The organism is Arthrobacter sp. FB24 (assembly GCF_000196235.1).
GTDB lineage: Bacteria > Actinomycetota > Actinomycetes > Actinomycetales > Micrococcaceae > Arthrobacter.
This window is the reverse complement of the sequence record NC_008538.1, coordinates 31,613-47,110: the sequence shown is the minus strand read 5'-3', so window position 1 is coordinate 47,110 and position 15,498 is coordinate 31,613. Positions and strand designations below refer to the sequence as shown.

The window sequence follows — 15,498 nt, the reverse complement described above, 5'->3', positions numbered from 1 at the left end:
TCCTGACCCTGGTCTGTGTTCGTCCCAAAAGATTTATGACGGTCAGGCGCCGAACAGCCGGGGCACGACCCCGGAGCTGATGAGGATGAACAGGCCCAGCCCGATGAACACCGCAGGGACCAGCCAGTGTTCGATCTTTTCCAGGGTCTCGGTGACTTTCGGGTGGGTGCCTACAACACGTCCCAGCGCGCACCAGACGGCGACCAGGATGAGGAATACAACGATGGTGACCACGGTGTCCTGAGGCGCCATGGTGCGGAAGATCGGGGTGTAGATGGCGATGTTGTCCGCGCCGTTGGCGATGGTGATGCCGGCGACGCTGAGCAGGCCGATCGCACTGATGGCACCTTCTTCGTCCTCTTCCCCGCGTTTGCGCAGGAAACGGATCAGGCCGATAACCCCGATGGCCAGCGGGACCATGCCGAGCCAGCCGACCCATTCGTCCGGGACAAGCGTCAGCCCAAGGGCGGCCAGGACGCTGATGCCGACCAGGGTGATGAATCCCAGGTATTGCCCGCCGACGATCTCCCAGGGCCGGGGCCGGCCTTTAGCGGAGGCCAGGAACAGGACGGTCAAAACGACGATGTCGTCGATATTCGTGGCGGCGAACATGGCTGCCGCGGCTGCGATGATGCCAAGCATGGGCCCGTGTACCTCTCAGTGTGTCCGGCCGCGGGTTGCATACCCGCAGGGTGGGTCAGATGGGAGTAGTGAAGGTTCCGATCAGGTTCTGCAGGCTCAGGATCCAGGTGGTCCAGACACCGGAGACCATCAGGATCCCGACCAGGATCAGGGTCGCGGCTCCTGCGAGATTGAAGGTCCTGATGTTCCGGCGGACGAAGCCCAGGGTGCCGGTGACCCAGCCAAAGCCCCGGGCGACGAGGAGGAAGGGGATGCCCAGGCCGATGCAGTAGGCGAAACCGAGCAGCGCCCCGCGCCAGGCCGAGCCGGTGGTGGTGCTCAGCGCCAGGACGGCACTGAGGGTCGGGCCGATGCAGGGGGTCCAGCCGAGCCCGAATCCGATGCCCAGCAACGGGGCCCCGGCCAGGCCGGTGTTCGGTTTCCAGGACAGTTTCGCCGTGCTCTGCAGGAACGGGATCTTCCCGGACAGGGCCACACCCATGACGATGACGACCACACCCAGGACACGGGTGATCACATCGCTCCAGCTCACCAGCCAGAGCCCGATGGTCCCGAATGCCGCACCATACAGGGTGAAAACCGCGGCGAAACCGAGGATGAACAGCCCGACGCCGGCGGTGGTCCGCCGGCGTGCGGCCTTCTCATCCGTTCCGGCCAGACCGGAGACGTAGCCCAGATAGCCCGGGAGCAGGGGTAGGACACAGGGCGAGATGAACGAGACGAGACCGGCGATGACCGCCAGTGGCACCGCCAGGAGCAGGGCTCCTGACTGCACACCCTCGGCGAAGAACCCGCCCAGACTCACGTCCCGTTCTCCGGGTCCTTACCGGGCCGCAACATGCCCAGCACCAGGACGGCGACGCCGAGCGTGACGAAGACGTCGGCGAGGTTGAACGTCGGGAACCATCCGCTGTGCAGATAATCCACGACCCCGCGCCCGTCAAGCCGGTCGATGAAGTTCCCGACGGCGCCGCCGGCAACAAGGATTCCACCCGCAAAGGAGGTCCTGGACATCTTCGGGGCGCTGACCGTCAGCCAGGACAGCAGCGCGGCGATGATGACCCCGGTACCGGCCACGACAAAACCGGTGGGCAGGGTCGCGCCGAGGCTGAAGGCAACCCCGGTGTTGTACAGGAGCTTGATTGTCAGCAGCGGGGTTTCGATTACCTCTCCCCGGGAGAGGCCTGCCTCGGCCTGGGCCTTGATCAGCAAGTCGGCTCCGGCGAGCAGTAGCGCGCCGAGCAGCAGCCCGCCCCGCCGTATCCACGGCCGGGACGGGGCACTGTCCCGGACCGGTGCCGCTTGGCTCACCGGGCCGGTTCCAGGTTGGGGACGGCGTCCCGGGAAACCGGGATGGTGGCGTACTTGCTGACCTTGCCGGCGCGAACGCCGTTGGCGATGACAACGATTTCGGCCAATTCATGAATCAGGACCACGGCTGCCAGCCCCAGGATGCCGAACAGGGCCAGCGGGATCAGCACCGCGATCAGGGCCAGGGACAGGCCCACGTTCTGGAACATGATCCGGCGGGTACGGCGGGCGTGCTCCAGTACCTGGGGCAGGTGGTGCAGGTCCTCGCCCATCAGGGCGATGTCGGCGGTTTCGATGGCCACGTCGGTGCCCATCGCGCCCATCGCGATGCCGGTGTCGGCGGTCGCCAGGGCCGGGGCGTCGTTCACGCCGTCCCCGACCATGGCGGTCGGCTGCCGCTCCTTCAGGGTGCGGATGATGTCCGCCTTGTCTTCGGGGCGCAGGTCGGCGTGGACTTCGGTGATGCCCGCTGCCTTGCCCAGGGCCTCTGCGGTGAGCCGGTTATCCCCGGTGAGCATGGCGGTGGTGTAGCCGGCGCGGTTCAGGCGTTCAATGACGGCCCTGGCTTCGGGGCGGAGTTCGTCCCGTACGGCGACGGCACCGATGAGGACAGATTGCTCCTCGACCAGGACCGCTGTCGCGCCGCCGGCCTGCATCCGCCGGACGGCTTCCTTCAGCTCCCCGGGGGCGATCCATCCGGGCCTGCCGAGCCGGGCACTGTGCCCGTCAATGGTCCCTTCGAGCCCCGCACCGGGAACCGTGTTCAGGTCGGTGACGGTGACCCGGTCCGTGGTGGCGGCGAGGATGGCCCGGGCGAGCGGGTGTTCGCTGCGTTCTTCCAGGCCGGCGGCGACGGCCAGCACCCGTTCCCGGGTGGAGGAGGCGGTGGCCGCGACCTCGATCACGGCGGGTTTGTTCCGGGTCAGGGTCCCCGTCTTGTCCAGGGCGATGGTGCGGATTTTGCCCAGGGTTTCCAGCGCGCCGCCGCCCTTGATCAGGACGCCCATCCGGCTGGCCGCGCCGACGGCGGCGACCACGGTCACGGGCACGGAGATGGCAAGGGCACACGGCGAGGCTGCCACCAGGACAACGAGGGCGCGTTCGATCCACAGGACCGGTTCGCCCACGATGAAACCGAAGACGGCAATGAGCGCGGCGGCGATCAGGATCCCGGGGACAAGCTTTTTGGCGATGGAGTCGGCCAGGCGCTGGCCGGGGCCCTTGCGGGACTGCTCGGCCTCAACTATGTGCACGATCCGGGCCAGGGAGTTGTTCTCCGCGGTGCTGGTGACCTGGACCTCGAGCGGACCGGTGCCGTTGATCGACCCCGCGTAGACTTCGCTGCCGGGTCCGGCCTCGACAGGGACTGATTCGCCGGTCAGGGCTGAGGTGTCCAGGGAGGTGCGCCCGGTCAGGACGCGTCCGTCGGTGGCAAGACGCTCGCCCGGGCGAACGACCATGGTCTCACCCAGCACCAGCTCGGACGGGGAGACGGTAACTTCGGTTCCGTTGCGCAGCACCCTGGCCTCGGACGGGACCAGGTCCAGCAGCGCCCGCAGCCCGCGCCGGGTGCGTGCCACCGAGTATTCTTCCAGGCCCTCGGAGATGGCATAGAGGAAGGCCAGCATCGCCGCTTCCTCGATCTGGCCCAGGATGACGGCGCCCACGGCCGCGATCGTCATCAGCGTGCCGACACCGATCTTGCCCTTGACCAGCCGGCGCAGGGTGGAGGGAACGAACGTCCACGCTGCGACCAGCAGCGCCGCGGCCTCCAGCGGCAGGGTGACCCACTCGGATGCGTCGAGCAGCGAAGCAATCCACGCCACCAGCAGCAGGACTCCGGAGACCGCGGCCGCGCGGACCTCGGTCACCTGCCAGAAGCCCTCGGCTTCTTCCTGGCCTTCTTCTGTTTCCGGCTTATCATCGCCGCATCCGCACGCGTCGCTCACAGTTGCTCCTCTTTGGTGGTTTCGGCGTCGCGGGATGCGTCGCCGTAGGTCGGGCACAGGCTCACTGCGTTGCCGGTGGCGGCCAAAAGGATCTCGGCCTGGGCCAGGACATCGATCAGTTCCGGACGGGTCAGGGAATAGAACACCTTCCGGCCTTCCGTCCGGCCCGTGACCAGGCCGCAGTCCCGCAGGCAGGCCACGTGCGCGGAGACAGTGGACTGCGCCAGACCCAGTACCTGGGTCAGGTCACCGACACGGGCCTCGCCCCGGGCGATACGCTTTACGATGGCAAGCCGGGCGGGGTCGGCCAGGGAATGGAACAACGCGGCGGCCGGTTCCAGCCGGGTGCCACTTCTCGTATCAATCGTCATACACCGATGATATCCAAAGTCGGTGATATGTGCCAGCCGCAACCTTCATGGCGTTCCGCGTGCAGGTCCGGGGCCAGCGCGCTTATGGCGCCGCGGCAGGGGTATGTGCGGAGCCGTGTCAGTGCGGTCCGGGGCGTCCTGAGAGGATGAAACCGCTTCGAGGCAGCGCGGGCATCCGGGTAAGGTCGATGCTCAGGTCCTGGGCGGGTACGCTCATGCCGGTCTCCGCGGCCAGTGCCCGGACGGCCCGCCGCATCAGGTCAACGGTGATGTCCTCACCGGGGCAGCGATGCCCCGCGGCAGGGTCGCCGGCGCCCTGGGGAACCAGGGTGTGGGGGTCCGGCCGCCAGGCGCGGAACCGGGCAGGGTCGAAGCTCTCCGGATCCTTCCAGATCCGGCCGTCGTGGTTCGTGCCGTACAGATCCAGCAGCACCCATTGACCCTCTTTGAATGTCTGGCCCTTCCATTGCAGTGGTTGGCGGGCCGTGCCGCCGACGAAGGGGAAGAACGGGTAATACCGGCGGACTTCCTGTGCGAAGCAGTCCAGGTCTGCGTCCTGGCCTGCGTTCAGGATGTCTTTCCATTCGGGGTGCTGCTGCAGGGCGACGGCTGCGAAGACCATGAAGCGGCTGACGGCCTCGATGGGCCGGAGCAGGTTGAGAAGTTCCACCGCCGCGGTGTCAACCGGGAGTGCGTTGCCGTGTTCGTCGGTGTGAAAGGCGATCGACGCGGCCGGCGTGTCCCTGGCCGCGTCCGGGCCGGACCGGCGGATGGTGTCGAGGCAGTCGGCGGCCCATTTTTCGGTTCCGCGGCGGCGCCACCGCGCATACCAGTTCGCCGGCCCGACCGCGCCGGCCTTTTCGATCATCAGGCTCAGTTCCCGGGCGCGGCGGCCCACTGTAGCCTGGTCTGCCGGCACTCCGGCCCATTCGCAGGCGGCTGCGGTGAGGATCCGGCGCAGCTCGTCATGGAGTACCACCGCGCCCGCGCCACGCCACCGCTCCGCCGCGGAGCGCCATTCGGTGTCGAAAGCCTGGCCGAGACGGTCCACCGATTCCTTGGTCATCAGGTCACGAAACAGCTGTTTCCGGTGCCGGTGGGCGGGCCCTTCGAGGGACTGCACGCTGCCGGCGTCCTGCAGCAGGTGCTGGGCAGAGCGGGGCATGGCCCTTGCGGCCGAACCGGCCACCGCCGTAGAAGAACTCGGCCGCCTCCGCCCCGCGAAGGCAGATCACCGGGCGCAGCATCAGCCGGGTGCGGAACGCATCGGTGCCGAACCGGTCACACCGGCTCGATATGAACGTGTACCCCTCACGCAGAAGAGCCAAGGAACCCTCAGGCAACTGCACTGTCATGACGGACCAGCCTTCTCTCGTTCCGCTCCGGCATGGCCGGAATTCCGGGTGTTCGCATGCGGCCGGAGCGTCCGGGAACCCCCGCGTCCCGGCTTTTCCTAGGCCTCGAGTGCGGAAGTGATCAGGGCTTTGAGGGTGCTCTTGTCCAGTCCACCCAGGATTCTCGCCGCAACTCGCCCTTCCTTGTCCAGGACGAGGGTGGTCGGGACCGCCTGGGGCGGGACGAAGCGGCTCATGGCGAGCAGTACCTTCCCGTCCTTGTCCTGCACGCTCGGATACGTCACGCCGAAGGTCCGCTCAAAGGCTTCCGCCGTCGGCTTCTCATCCCGGACGTTAATCCCGAGGAACTTCACTCCCTGCGGGGAGAACTCCTGGTACAGCGATTCCAGGTGCGGGGCCTCGACACGGCACGGGGCGCAGGCTGCGTACCAGAAATTGAGCACTGTGACCGCGCCCGCCCAGTCACCGGAACTGACGGGCGTGCCGTCATAAAGGTTCGCGTTCAAGGCCACCGGAGCGCCGCGGGACCCCTCGGCGTATTCCTGCACCGATCCGTCACCGGCAATGTAGTTCTTGTTATCCCCCGCCGCCGCCTGCTGGACGAGCGGATCGGGTCCGGCGCAGGCGGCCAAGCCAAGGGAGGCCACAGCCGCCAGGCCCGTAAAGATGCTGCGCCGGGTCAGGCTGCCGCCGCCGGATGGAGTGTTCATCAAATGGCTTCCTCCTATGACGTGGATGGTGGTCCTGGACGTGCCGTTTTCACGCCACGCCCAGGCTCAGGTTTCAACCGGAATCGGTTCAATCGTCTTCAGACGATATTATCAGGAAGGGGCGTGGCGAAGCGCCGGCCACCCACTTGTACTAATTCTACGTAAGGTAGAACTGCGGGGTTGCAGACCTCACCCGCCCTTGACACCCCGACTGGAAGGCAGCGATGTCCCTACCTGACGCCCCGGATGCTAAGGCAGCGCCGGTCCTCCCGCCGCTGGGCCCCGCCGGGACGCTGCGCTGGGCGTGGACCCAGCTGACGAGCATGCGGACGGCACTTTTTCTGCTGCTTTTGCTGGCCGTGGTCGCGGTGCCGGGCTCGTTGTTCCCGCAGCGCCCGGCTAACCCTGCCGTGGTGACCCAGTACATCAAGGACCGTCCGGAGTACGGGAAAATCCTTGACTCCCTTCAGCTCTTCGATGTCTATTCCTCGGCGTGGTTCTCCGCGATTTACATCCTGTTGTTCATCTCCCTGATCGGCTGCGTGATACCCCGGGCCCGGGCACACTGGAAGGCCCTGCGTTCAGCCCCGCCGCGGACCCCCCGGCGGCTGTCGCGTCTGCCCGAATACGGCACGCTCGTGCTGCCGGCAGACGCCGCTGTCGGCCCGGGCGACGCCGTCCGGGACGCAGCCGCAGTACTGAAGAAACGCGGCTACCGCGTCGACATCCGCGACGCCGACGGCGCGATGCCCTCCCTCGGAGCCGAACGGGGGCTGCTGCGGGAAGTCGGCAACCTCCTCTTCCACACCGCCCTGATCGGCGTGCTGGTCAGCGTCGCGGTCGGCGGGTTGTTCGGCTACCGGGGCCAAAAAATCATCATCGAAGGCGACACGTTCGTCAACACCCTCGTCGGCTACGACAACTTCACCCCCGGCACCAACTTCCAGACCTCCTGGCTGGATCCCTTCGCCGTCACCCTGGACAAGTTCGACGTCCGTTTCGACCGCGAATCCACCCGGCAGTTCGGCCAGCCCATCGATTTCAAAGCCTCCCTGACGACCCGGAACAGCCCGGACGCGGCCCCGCAGCAGCAGGTCCTGAAAGTCAACGAACCGGTCTACTTCGGCGGAACCGGCATCTTCCTCGTCGGCAACGGTTACGCACCCATCGTCACCGTCAAAGACGGGGACGGGAACACCGCGTTCAGCGGCCCTGTCGTATCCGTCCCCAACGACGCCGTGTACACCTCCACCATTGTCCTCAAGGTCCCGGACGCCTCGCCCTCCCAGCTGGGTTTCGTCGGGTTCTTCCTGCCCTCGGCCATCAAGAACCAGGATGGTGTGTCCTACAGCTTCGACCCGGACCCGCTGAACCCGCAACTGAACCTGAACTCCTACTACGGTGATCTCGGGCTCGATACAGGCAAACCCCAGAACGTCTACAACCTGGACGTAAAGACCTTGACCCAGCTCAACGGCCGGGATCTGCCGGCCGGCGGGATTGTCCTGGACGCCGGGCAGAGCTACACCCTCCCGGAGGGCAAAGGCTCGATCAGCTTTGACGGGCTCAAACGCTACATCGGGGTGGACATCCGCACAGTCCCGGGCCAGGACGGGGTCCTGATCTTCTCCCTGATTGCCGTCGCCGGGCTGATCGTGTCCCTGTACGTGAACCGCCGCCGCGTCTGGCTCCGCGCCGGCTCCCACGAGGACGGCCGCACCATGATCGAATACGGGCTGCTGGCCCGCGGCGAAGACCACCGGCTCGCACCCGAGGCCGCGGCCATCCGCGCCCGGCTCATGGCCCGCTGGAACCTCGCCGAGCCCCACGCGACCGACGCCGCCAACGTCCCTGCCCGCTCACCGAAGGAGCACTAATGCCGGACATCAACGAAACCATGGGCCAATACAGCGAGCTGTTCATGCTCCTGGCCGCAGGCACCTACACCGTGGCGTTCATCGCCTTCGCCTGGGACCTGGCCCGCAGCAGCAAGGTCCTGCGCGCGGTGGACCTCAAAGCCGCAGAGGCGGCCCCTGCACGTGCCGGCGTTCCGGTCAGCGCCGGAATCAGCGCCGCCGCTTCCGGTGACCGTCTGGCCTCCCACGTCGGCGGCCCGGCCGGCATAGCCGAACGCCCGAGCTCAACCGCCCGCCGAGCGGGAACGGATGCGGCCGGCGCAGGCCAAACTGCCGAACCCGGCATGCGCTACGCCCCCGGGCGGCGCGTCCCGGCCCGGGTGGCGGTGGCCCTCACGATACTCGGCGCCCTGATCCACGGCGCCGGTGTGGTCACCCGTGCGTTCGGCGCGGGCCGGGTGCCATGGGGCAACATGTACGAGTTCCTTACCACCGGCGCCTTCGTGGCCGTGGCGGTATTCCTGCTCGCGCTGACCCGGCGCGACCTGCGCTTCCTGGGCACCTTCGTGATCGGTCTGGCCATCATCATGCAGGTGGCCGCCTCGATCGCCTACTGGACGCCCGTGGGGCACCTCGTTCCGGCGCTGCAGAGCTACTGGCTGATCATCCATGTCTCCATCGCCGTACTGTCCTCGGCACTGTTCACCCTGACCTTCGCGATGTCCGCCCTGCAGCTGGTCCAGTCCCACCGCCAGAAAACCGTAGCTGCCGGAGGCGCGGACAGGCTCGGGTTCATGCGTCTGGTTCCCTCGGCGCTCAGCCTGGAGAACCTCTCCTACCGCATCAACGCGCTCGGGTTCATCGGCTGGACCTTCACCCTGATGTTCGGGGCCATCTGGGCCGAAAAGGCCTGGGGCCGCTTCTGGGGCTGGGACACCAAGGAAGTCTGGACCTTCGTCATCTGGGTGGTCTACGCCGGCTACCTCCATGCCCGCGCCACGCGCGGCTGGACCGGCACCCGCGCCGCCTGGCTGTCCATCGTCGGCTACCTGTGCGTGGTGTTCAACTTCACCATCGTGAACCAGTTCTTCAACGGCCTGCACTCCTACTCCGGCCTGTGACGTCCTCACAGCTGCCCGGGCGTACCAACCTGCCGCGGCGGGACCAGGGCATGCTGCTTTCGGCGGCCGCCGTCCTGTGGCCGCTTCCTGACACCTACTTTCAGTGAGCTCGAACCATGCAATCGTTCTCCACGCAGGAGATCTTCCTGCCTTCACCAACGCTGAGCGCCGTCGCGCTCGGCCCCCTGACGATCCGCTTCTACGCGCTCTGCATCCTCGCGGGCATCGCTGTCGGCACCTGGCTGACCGTCCGCCGTCTCAAGGCCAGGGGCGGGACCTCGTCACAGGCACTGGACATTGTGATGTGGGCCGTCCCCTTCGGCATCGTCGGCGGCCGGCTCTACCATGTGATCACCGACAACCAGCTCTACTTCGGGCCCGGTAAGGACCCCTGGGGTGCCCTGCGGATCTGGGAAGGCGGCCTTGGCATCTGGGGTGCGGTTGCCCTCGGGCTGGTCGGGGCAGCTATCGGTGCCCGCCGCGCCGGAGTCCCCTTCGCCGCGTTCGCTGACGCCGCCGCTCCCGGACTGCTCCTGGCGCAGGCCCTGGGCAGGTGGGGAAACTGGTTCAACAACGAAATCTACGGCGCACCCACGGACCTGCCATGGAAACTGCAAATCCACACCATGGACCCAACCACAGGACAGGCAGTGACCACTCCAGAAGGGACCCCTGAGGTCATCGGGTACTTCCAGCCGACCTTCCTCTACGAGTCCCTCTGGTGCCTGGCCGCGGCGGCACTGCTGATATTCCTGGACCGCAAATATACGCTCGGAGCCGGAGCGGTCTTCTCCCTCTACATTGTTTTCTACACGGCCGGCCGGTTTGCCTTCGAACTGATGCGCTCCGATGAAGCGAACACGATTCTGGGTGCGCGCGTCAACACCTGGGTCGCCGGAGTTGTCTTCATCGCCGGGCTGGCCTTCTTCCAACAGCTCAGATCCCGTACCCGGTCAAAGGTGGAAACGAACGGCACGCTGCCGGACCCGGCCCGCTAAAGACCCGGAGGCCGCAATCGCTCCGCACATCATGCCAACGGAACAACCACCCGTCTGGGAAAGACCCCTGAGGATCCGTATCAGGCATAATATCGGGACAGGACTCACATCCGGGAGCCGTGTAGATGCGGGGGCTTCATGGGCAAGGCACACTGGCCACCACGGCGACCTTCGGGGCTCCTGTGCTCCCCCTAGGTGCGGGCAACGCCGCTCCCTCAATCACGGACTCGCCCCTCAATTCGCTCCATCGGGAGGAAAACCATGACCTATGACCTCGTAATCCTCGGCGGCGGCAGCGCCGGCTACGCCGCCGCGCTGCGCGGGGCGCAGCTGGGCATGACGGTGGCCCTGATTGAGGGCGACAAGCTTGGCGGGACCTGCCTGCACCGTGGATGCATCCCGACCAAGGCGCTGTTGCATTCAGCAGAAGTGGCCGACACCATCCGGGAGAGCGAAGCATTTGGCGTGGAGAGCGCCTTCGGCCGCGTCGACATGGCCGGGGTGACAAAGTTCAAGGCGAGCGTCGTTGACCGCCTCTATAAAGGACTCCAAGGCCTCGTTTCTTCCCGCAGCGTCGACCTGATCCAGGGCTGGGGTACGCTGGCCGCCGCAGACACGGTAGAAGTCGACGGCACCAGCTACCGGGGCAAAAACATTGTGCTGGCCACCGGGTCCTATTCGAAATCCCTGCCCGGCCTGGACATCAGCGGACGGGTGATCACCTCCGAACAGGCACTCGAAATGGATTTCGTCCCCAAGAGCGCACTCATCCTCGGCGGCGGCGTGATCGGTGTGGAATTCGCCTCGGTCTGGGCTTCCTTCGGTACCGAAGTAACCATCATCGAAGCCCTTCCGCGCCTCATCGCCAACGAGGACGAATCCCTGTCCAAAGGCCTCCAGCGGGCCTTCACGAAACGCGGCATTAAGTTCCTCACCAACACCATGTTCGCCGGTGTCTCCCAGAACGATGACGGCGTCACCGTCACCACCCAGGACGACAAAACCCTGGAGGCCGAAGTACTGCTCGTGGCCGTGGGCCGCGGCCCCGTGACAGCGAAGCTAGGCTACGAGGACGCCGGCATCCCCATGGAACGCGGCTTCGTGCCCACCAACGACCGGCTGCACACCGGTGTCGGCAACGTCTACGCCATCGGGGACATCGTGCCCGGCCTTCAGCTGGCCCACCGCGGCTTCCAGCAAGGCATCTTCGTCGCCGAAGAAATCGCCGGTCTGAGCCCGGCACCCATCATCGAATCCGGCATCCCGCGCGTGACCTACTCCGAGCCCCAGGCCGGCTCTGTCGGCCTCACCGAGGCCCAGGCGAAGGAACAGTTCAGTGCCGACGGCATCGAGACGGTCGAGTACAACCTCGGCGGGAACGCCAAAAGCCAGATGCTGCAGACCGCGGGCTTCATCAAACTCATCCGCCAAAAGGAGGGCCCGATCATCGGCGTCCACATGCTCGGCGCCCGGGTCAGCGAGCTCATCGGCGAAGGCCAGCTCATGGTCAACTGGGAAGCCTATCCCGAGGACGTCGCCAGCCTCCTCCACGCCCACCCCACCCAGAACGACGCCATCGGCGAAGCGGCCCTCGCCCTGGCCGGCAAGCCCCTGCACGCCCACGGCTGACCGGCGCTTCCTGGCTGGGCGTTCAAGGTGGTTGATTGAAGCGGAGCCCGGGACGGCGCGCCTGTGCTTAGGCGGGCTGCCGGTTGGGTTCCTTGGGCACGATCAGGGGAAGGAACTGGACGTAGAGGACCATGCCGATCAGTTCGACGAGAGTTTGGGTGACGACGACCAGCGCGGCCAAGGCCAGCGGCCCGGGAAGCGCCAGCGCCAGCGGCAGCACAACCAGCGAATTTCGGGTAGCGCCACTGAAGACAACGGCACGGGTGGACGCAGGATCGAGGCGGGCGCCTTTGGCCGCCAACAGTCCCAGCGGAACCATCACCAGCAGGAAAGCCACATAGACCGGAACCACCACAAGCAGCGAGCCAAGTTCCCTGCTCACTCCTGTGATCTGTGAACCGACTACCACGGTCAGCGTGACCATCATGAGGGGAACCATCGAAGCCTGCATGGCCGCCATGACGGTCCGGCCCAGGTTTGTCCGGCGGGCCAGCGCCTGGGTCAGGGCCGCTGCGGCCAGGGGAATGATGATCAGAACGATCAGGGCCTCGACAAACGGTGCCGGGTCAATAGCCCCAGCCACGTCGGGGCCGATGAAAACCCACAGGAACACCGGTAGCAGGAGCATCTGCACGAACATCAATACCGGAGCGGCGGCCAGGAGCCGGTCACTGGCCCCTCCGGCCAAACCGGTGAAGACAATGACGTAGTCGATGCACGGCGTCAGGAGTACGAGCATGACGCCGACCACCAGCGCCGGATCTCCGGCGACAAACCGAGTCAGACCAAACACCACAGCGGGAACGACGACGAAGTTCAGGACCAGCACTGTCGCCAGGAACCGCAGATCCCTGACTGCCGCGCCGATGGAGGCAAAGGGAACCCCGAGAAAAGTCGCATAGAGCAGCAGTCCGAGGGCCGGGTAAATCGAGCGCTCCAGCGCCCCCACCGAGCCGGGAGCAAGAAAGCCGAGGGCAACGCCGACAGCGATGGCCGCAAGGTACAGGCCGATCTGATGACGCTCCACCCACGCGGGGAGATTGCGGGTTTTCACCGTACCCATGCTAGATGATGCGCTTCCTGCGTCTCCCGGTGGCGAGGAACCCTGCAGCAGCTGAGCGAAGGCGGCAGGCTCGTTCAGCCGGGTGGTGGCATCCGCGGGCAAGACAGCTGGTCCCTGGGTCTTCGGGACAAATTATTCATTGACGAGGACGGGTACGCCTACTGCCGTTGAAACGGCTTTGGCCTTAATCTCGGCCGGTACGGGAATGCTGAACTCTTCACGTTCTTCCGGCGCTCCGGAGTGGCTGTGTCCTTGGCTGCCGAGGTGGTGGACGAAACGGGCGGTTCCGACCATGGTGCCCCGGTCATCGTAGAACCCGGCGAGTATCTGGAGATCGAGCAGTTTGCTGACATCACCGGTGATCCTGACCGCTCCTGTGGCTGCCTGACCGTCGAAGGTCAGGCCTTCAAAGACCAGCCTGTCATCAAAGGGGCCCCGGACATGGAGGACCTGGCCGGGGGCCGGCCGGGTCGTCTGGAGTCCGGGCAGGTCCGGTTCACCCTCGGCAGCGGCAAGGCCAGGGAAAGATGTTTTCGCGGCGGCCAGCGGGACCTTGTCGCCGGCCGGAGAGGTAGAGCCCTGTCTGCCCAGTACGACGAATGCAAGTACTGCGAGGGATGCAGCAACGAGGGTTGCCATCAGGAGAATCCGGGATTTGCGGTTCATGGTGTTCCTTTGGATGTGCCGTGGCCCGGGGTTCGTTCTTGTCCCCCCGGGCCACGGCCAGTCTTGCAGTTTTAGTTCTCCGCGAAGGTCAGCGCAGGACGCGCAAGGCGTTGCCCACGATGTCGAACAGATCGGTGTTGTCCACGCTGCCCTGCAACTGTTCTGATCCTGAGCCGTAAGCGTAAACAGGCACGTCGGCACCGGTGTGGTTGCCCGAAAGGTAGTTCAGCCAGAGACTGGCCTCCTTGGAGCCGTCCTTGACCTCGGCTGGGTCATTCGGGGTCCGGAAGGTGGCCGGGCCGAAGTTCTTCGGGTCTGCAGCGCCGGCGCCGTTGATGATGCCGCTCGAGCGGGTCGGGTCCTTGACGTTTCCGCCAGGCCGGGTCGGGGTGGAGCTATTGGCGGTGTTGCCGGAATCGACGTTGGCCGGGGGCCCGGCTGCTTCGGCGTTGGTGAAGGAGCCCTTTTCGATGACGCTGAAGCCGCCTGTTTCATGGTCTGCAGTCACGATGACCAAGGTGTTGCCGTCCTTCTTGGCGAAATCCAGGGCAGCGGCGACCGAGTCGTCGAAGGCCTTGATTTCCTCAAGGGCCTGGGCCGCGTCGTTGGCGTGGGAGCGCTTGTCAATCAAAGCCCCCTCAATCTGCAGGTAGAACCCGTCGCCCTTGGAGTCTTTTTCCTTTTTCTTATCGAGCAGTTCGATGGCCTTCTTGGTCATCTCCGGCAGGGAGGGCTCCTGCGCCTGAGGCGCGGCGGGGTTGTCCTGCTTGGCTTTCTCGACGGTCAGGTTGCCCTTGTTGAACAAGCCGAAGACCTTCTCACCGGCGGCCCCGTTCAGGTCCGCGCGGGTGGCGGGGATCTGGCTCGAGACCGAGCCCAGGACCGAATAGCCCTGCTCCTTCAACGCGGTTTCGTCCGTGGCGTCGAAACGGCTTAAGCCGCCACCAAAGATGACGTCTGCTGTGCCGTTGCGGGCGATCTGGTCCGCAATCGGGGTGACGCGGACGTCACTGGTCGGCAGCGGGGTGCCGGTGATGCTGGTGTCCTGGCACGCGGCGGCTGAGTAGACAGGACCCTGGCAGCCGCGGGCGAGGGAGTGGCTCATCTGCGAGGCCGGGGTAGCGTCCGTAATCTCGGCGGTGGAGACGTTGCCTGTGCGGTAGCCGGCCTTCTTGGCCAGTTCCATCATTGTCGGGACCACTGCGCCCTTGGCGTCCACGCCGAGGGCGGCGTTGTAGGTCTTCACCCCGGAGGCCCAGGCGGTGGCGGCGGAGGCGGAATCGGTGACGAGGTTCGGTTTGAAGTCAGTCTGACCGGGCTGGCCGGAGTTCTTTTCCACGGCGTAAGTGCTGACGTAGCCCTGGGCCGGAAGGGTTTCCATGGCCAGTTTGCCTGCGGCTCCGTAGAAGCGTTCACGGCCGGCGGTGACGTGGGTACGGCCCATGCCGTCGCCGAGCAGGTAAATGACGTTCTTGGTCCGGCCGTTGTTCCCCTCCGGGGCGGCGGTGGCGGGGGCGCTGACAGCGACGGCTGTTAGCACGGCGGCAACCGCCGCCGTTGAAGTAAGCATGGATAGGGTGCGGCGCATCAGGGATCTCCCAAGGAAAAACTGCGAACGAGTGAATGAAGGGGTTGGTGCCCGGGTTGAAACCCTAAGAGCGAAACCTTCACATGTCCGGACTTCCCTGTGTCCGGCCGGTAGCCGGGAGGTGAACATCGATTCTGAGAACAAGATCAACGGTGCGACACGAATCACCGCCGAAGGCCGGATATCTTCACCAATTCTCACGTGGTGGTATGGCGTTTCCTTTCTTCAGGCGGAGGGGG

The 15,498-nt window shown here is 65.9% G+C and carries 14 protein-coding genes; 4 read left to right on the top strand and 10 right to left on the bottom strand.

Features of this window, described 5'->3' with window-relative positions; genetic code table 11:
• Positions 1–42 precede the first annotated feature (42 nt).
• The 7 genes from ARTH_RS22160 to ARTH_RS22130 form a co-directional block, all read right to left on the bottom strand.
• Positions 43–642 carry a cadmium resistance transporter gene (locus tag ARTH_RS22160; RefSeq protein ID WP_011689655.1) on the bottom strand — a complete coding sequence of 200 codons (600 nt, stop codon included), beginning with the start codon at positions 640–642 and terminating at the stop codon, positions 43–45.
• Between the two features lie 55 nt (positions 643–697).
• Positions 698–1,447: a cytochrome c biogenesis CcdA family protein gene (locus tag ARTH_RS22155; protein WP_011689654.1), complete on the bottom strand. Its 750-nt coding sequence runs from the start codon at positions 1,445–1,447 to the stop codon at positions 698–700.
• Positions 1,444–1,953, bottom strand: coding sequence for a signal peptidase II (lspA, locus tag ARTH_RS22150; RefSeq protein WP_011689653.1), 510 nt, complete (start codon positions 1,951–1,953; stop codon positions 1,444–1,446). Before lspA ends, ARTH_RS22155 begins: the two co-directional genes overlap by 4 nt.
• On the bottom strand, positions 1,950–3,902 hold the full coding sequence (locus ARTH_RS22145) for a heavy metal translocating P-type ATPase (protein WP_011689652.1): 1,953 nt from the start codon (positions 3,900–3,902) through the stop codon (positions 1,950–1,952). The genes lspA and ARTH_RS22145 overlap by 4 nt, the downstream gene beginning before the upstream one ends.
• Positions 3,899–4,273: an ArsR/SmtB family transcription factor gene (locus tag ARTH_RS22140; RefSeq protein ID WP_011689651.1), complete on the bottom strand. Its 375-nt coding sequence runs from the start codon at positions 4,271–4,273 to the stop codon at positions 3,899–3,901. The genes ARTH_RS22145 and ARTH_RS22140 overlap by 4 nt, the downstream gene beginning before the upstream one ends.
• A gap of 118 nt (positions 4,274–4,391) precedes the next feature.
• Positions 4,392–5,438: a cytochrome P450 gene (locus ARTH_RS22135; protein ID WP_011689650.1), complete on the bottom strand. Its 1,047-nt coding sequence runs from the start codon at positions 5,436–5,438 to the stop codon at positions 4,392–4,394.
• Between the two features lie 288 nt (positions 5,439–5,726).
• Positions 5,727–6,338: a TlpA family protein disulfide reductase gene (locus ARTH_RS22130; RefSeq protein WP_011689649.1), complete on the bottom strand. Its 612-nt coding sequence runs from the start codon at positions 6,336–6,338 to the stop codon at positions 5,727–5,729.
• Between the two features lie 224 nt (positions 6,339–6,562).
• Between ARTH_RS22130 and resB the strand changes: the two genes are divergently transcribed.
• The 4 genes from resB to lpdA all read left to right on the top strand — a co-directional run bounded on the left by resB (position 6,563) and on the right by lpdA (position 11,942).
• Positions 6,563–8,215, top strand: coding sequence for a cytochrome c biogenesis protein ResB (resB, locus tag ARTH_RS22125; RefSeq protein ID WP_011689648.1), 1,653 nt, complete (start codon positions 6,563–6,565; stop codon positions 8,213–8,215).
• On the top strand, positions 8,215–9,315 hold the full coding sequence (gene ccsB, locus ARTH_RS22120; RefSeq protein WP_011689647.1) for a c-type cytochrome biogenesis protein CcsB: 1,101 nt from the start codon (positions 8,215–8,217) through the stop codon (positions 9,313–9,315). Before resB ends, ccsB begins: the two co-directional genes overlap by 1 nt.
• 116 nt (positions 9,316–9,431) lie before the next feature.
• A complete protein-coding gene (lgt, locus tag ARTH_RS22115) occupies positions 9,432–10,313 on the top strand; it encodes a prolipoprotein diacylglyceryl transferase (protein ID WP_011689646.1) in 882 nt (293 codons plus the stop codon).
• A 261-nt stretch (positions 10,314–10,574) separates the two neighbouring features.
• Positions 10,575–11,942, top strand: a complete 1,368-nt coding sequence (lpdA, locus tag ARTH_RS22110; protein WP_011689645.1) for a dihydrolipoyl dehydrogenase — start codon at positions 10,575–10,577, stop codon at positions 11,940–11,942.
• Between the two features lie 67 nt (positions 11,943–12,009).
• Here lpdA and ARTH_RS22105 read toward each other — a convergent pair whose 3' ends face one another.
• From ARTH_RS22105 to ARTH_RS22095, 3 genes are all read right to left on the bottom strand, one after another.
• Positions 12,010–13,005, bottom strand: a complete 996-nt coding sequence (locus tag ARTH_RS22105; protein ID WP_011689644.1) for an arsenic resistance protein — start codon at positions 13,003–13,005, stop codon at positions 12,010–12,012.
• Between the two features lie 132 nt (positions 13,006–13,137).
• Positions 13,138–13,671 carry a hypothetical protein gene (locus ARTH_RS22100; protein WP_011689643.1) on the bottom strand — a complete coding sequence of 178 codons (534 nt, stop codon included), beginning with the start codon at positions 13,669–13,671 and terminating at the stop codon, positions 13,138–13,140.
• An 88-nt stretch (positions 13,672–13,759) separates the two neighbouring features.
• Positions 13,760–15,259, bottom strand: a complete 1,500-nt coding sequence (locus ARTH_RS22095) for an alkaline phosphatase (protein WP_011689642.1) — start codon at positions 15,257–15,259, stop codon at positions 13,760–13,762.
• Positions 15,260–15,498 lie beyond the last annotated feature (239 nt).

Excerpts from the sequence above, each read along its gene's own strand:
- ARTH_RS22100 (WP_011689643.1), bottom strand. The coding sequence starts at position 13,671 with ATGAACCGCAAATCCCGGATTCTCCTGATGGCAACCCTCGTTGCTGCA.
- ARTH_RS22130 (WP_011689649.1), bottom strand. The coding sequence starts at position 6,338 with ATGAACACTCCATCCGGCGGCGGCAGCCTGACCCGGCGCAGCATCTTT.
- ARTH_RS22105 (WP_011689644.1), bottom strand. The coding sequence starts at position 13,005 with ATGGGTACGGTGAAAACCCGCAATCTCCCCGCGTGGGTGGAGCGTCAT.
- ARTH_RS22160 (WP_011689655.1), bottom strand. The coding sequence starts at position 642 with ATGCTTGGCATCATCGCAGCCGCGGCAGCCATGTTCGCCGCCACGAAT.
- ARTH_RS22140 (WP_011689651.1), bottom strand. The coding sequence starts at position 4,273 with ATGACGATTGATACGAGAAGTGGCACCCGGCTGGAACCGGCCGCCGCG.
- ARTH_RS22135 (WP_011689650.1), bottom strand. The coding sequence starts at position 5,438 with ATGCCCCGCTCTGCCCAGCACCTGCTGCAGGACGCCGGCAGCGTGCAG.
- ccsB (WP_011689647.1), top strand. The coding sequence starts at position 8,215 with ATGCCGGACATCAACGAAACCATGGGCCAATACAGCGAGCTGTTCATG.
- lpdA (WP_011689645.1), top strand. The coding sequence starts at position 10,575 with ATGACCTATGACCTCGTAATCCTCGGCGGCGGCAGCGCCGGCTACGCC.
- ARTH_RS22095 (WP_011689642.1), bottom strand. The coding sequence starts at position 15,259 with ATGCGCCGCACCCTATCCATGCTTACTTCAACGGCGGCGGTTGCCGCC.
- lgt (WP_011689646.1), top strand. The coding sequence starts at position 9,432 with ATGCAATCGTTCTCCACGCAGGAGATCTTCCTGCCTTCACCAACGCTG.
- resB (WP_011689648.1), top strand. The coding sequence starts at position 6,563 with ATGTCCCTACCTGACGCCCCGGATGCTAAGGCAGCGCCGGTCCTCCCG.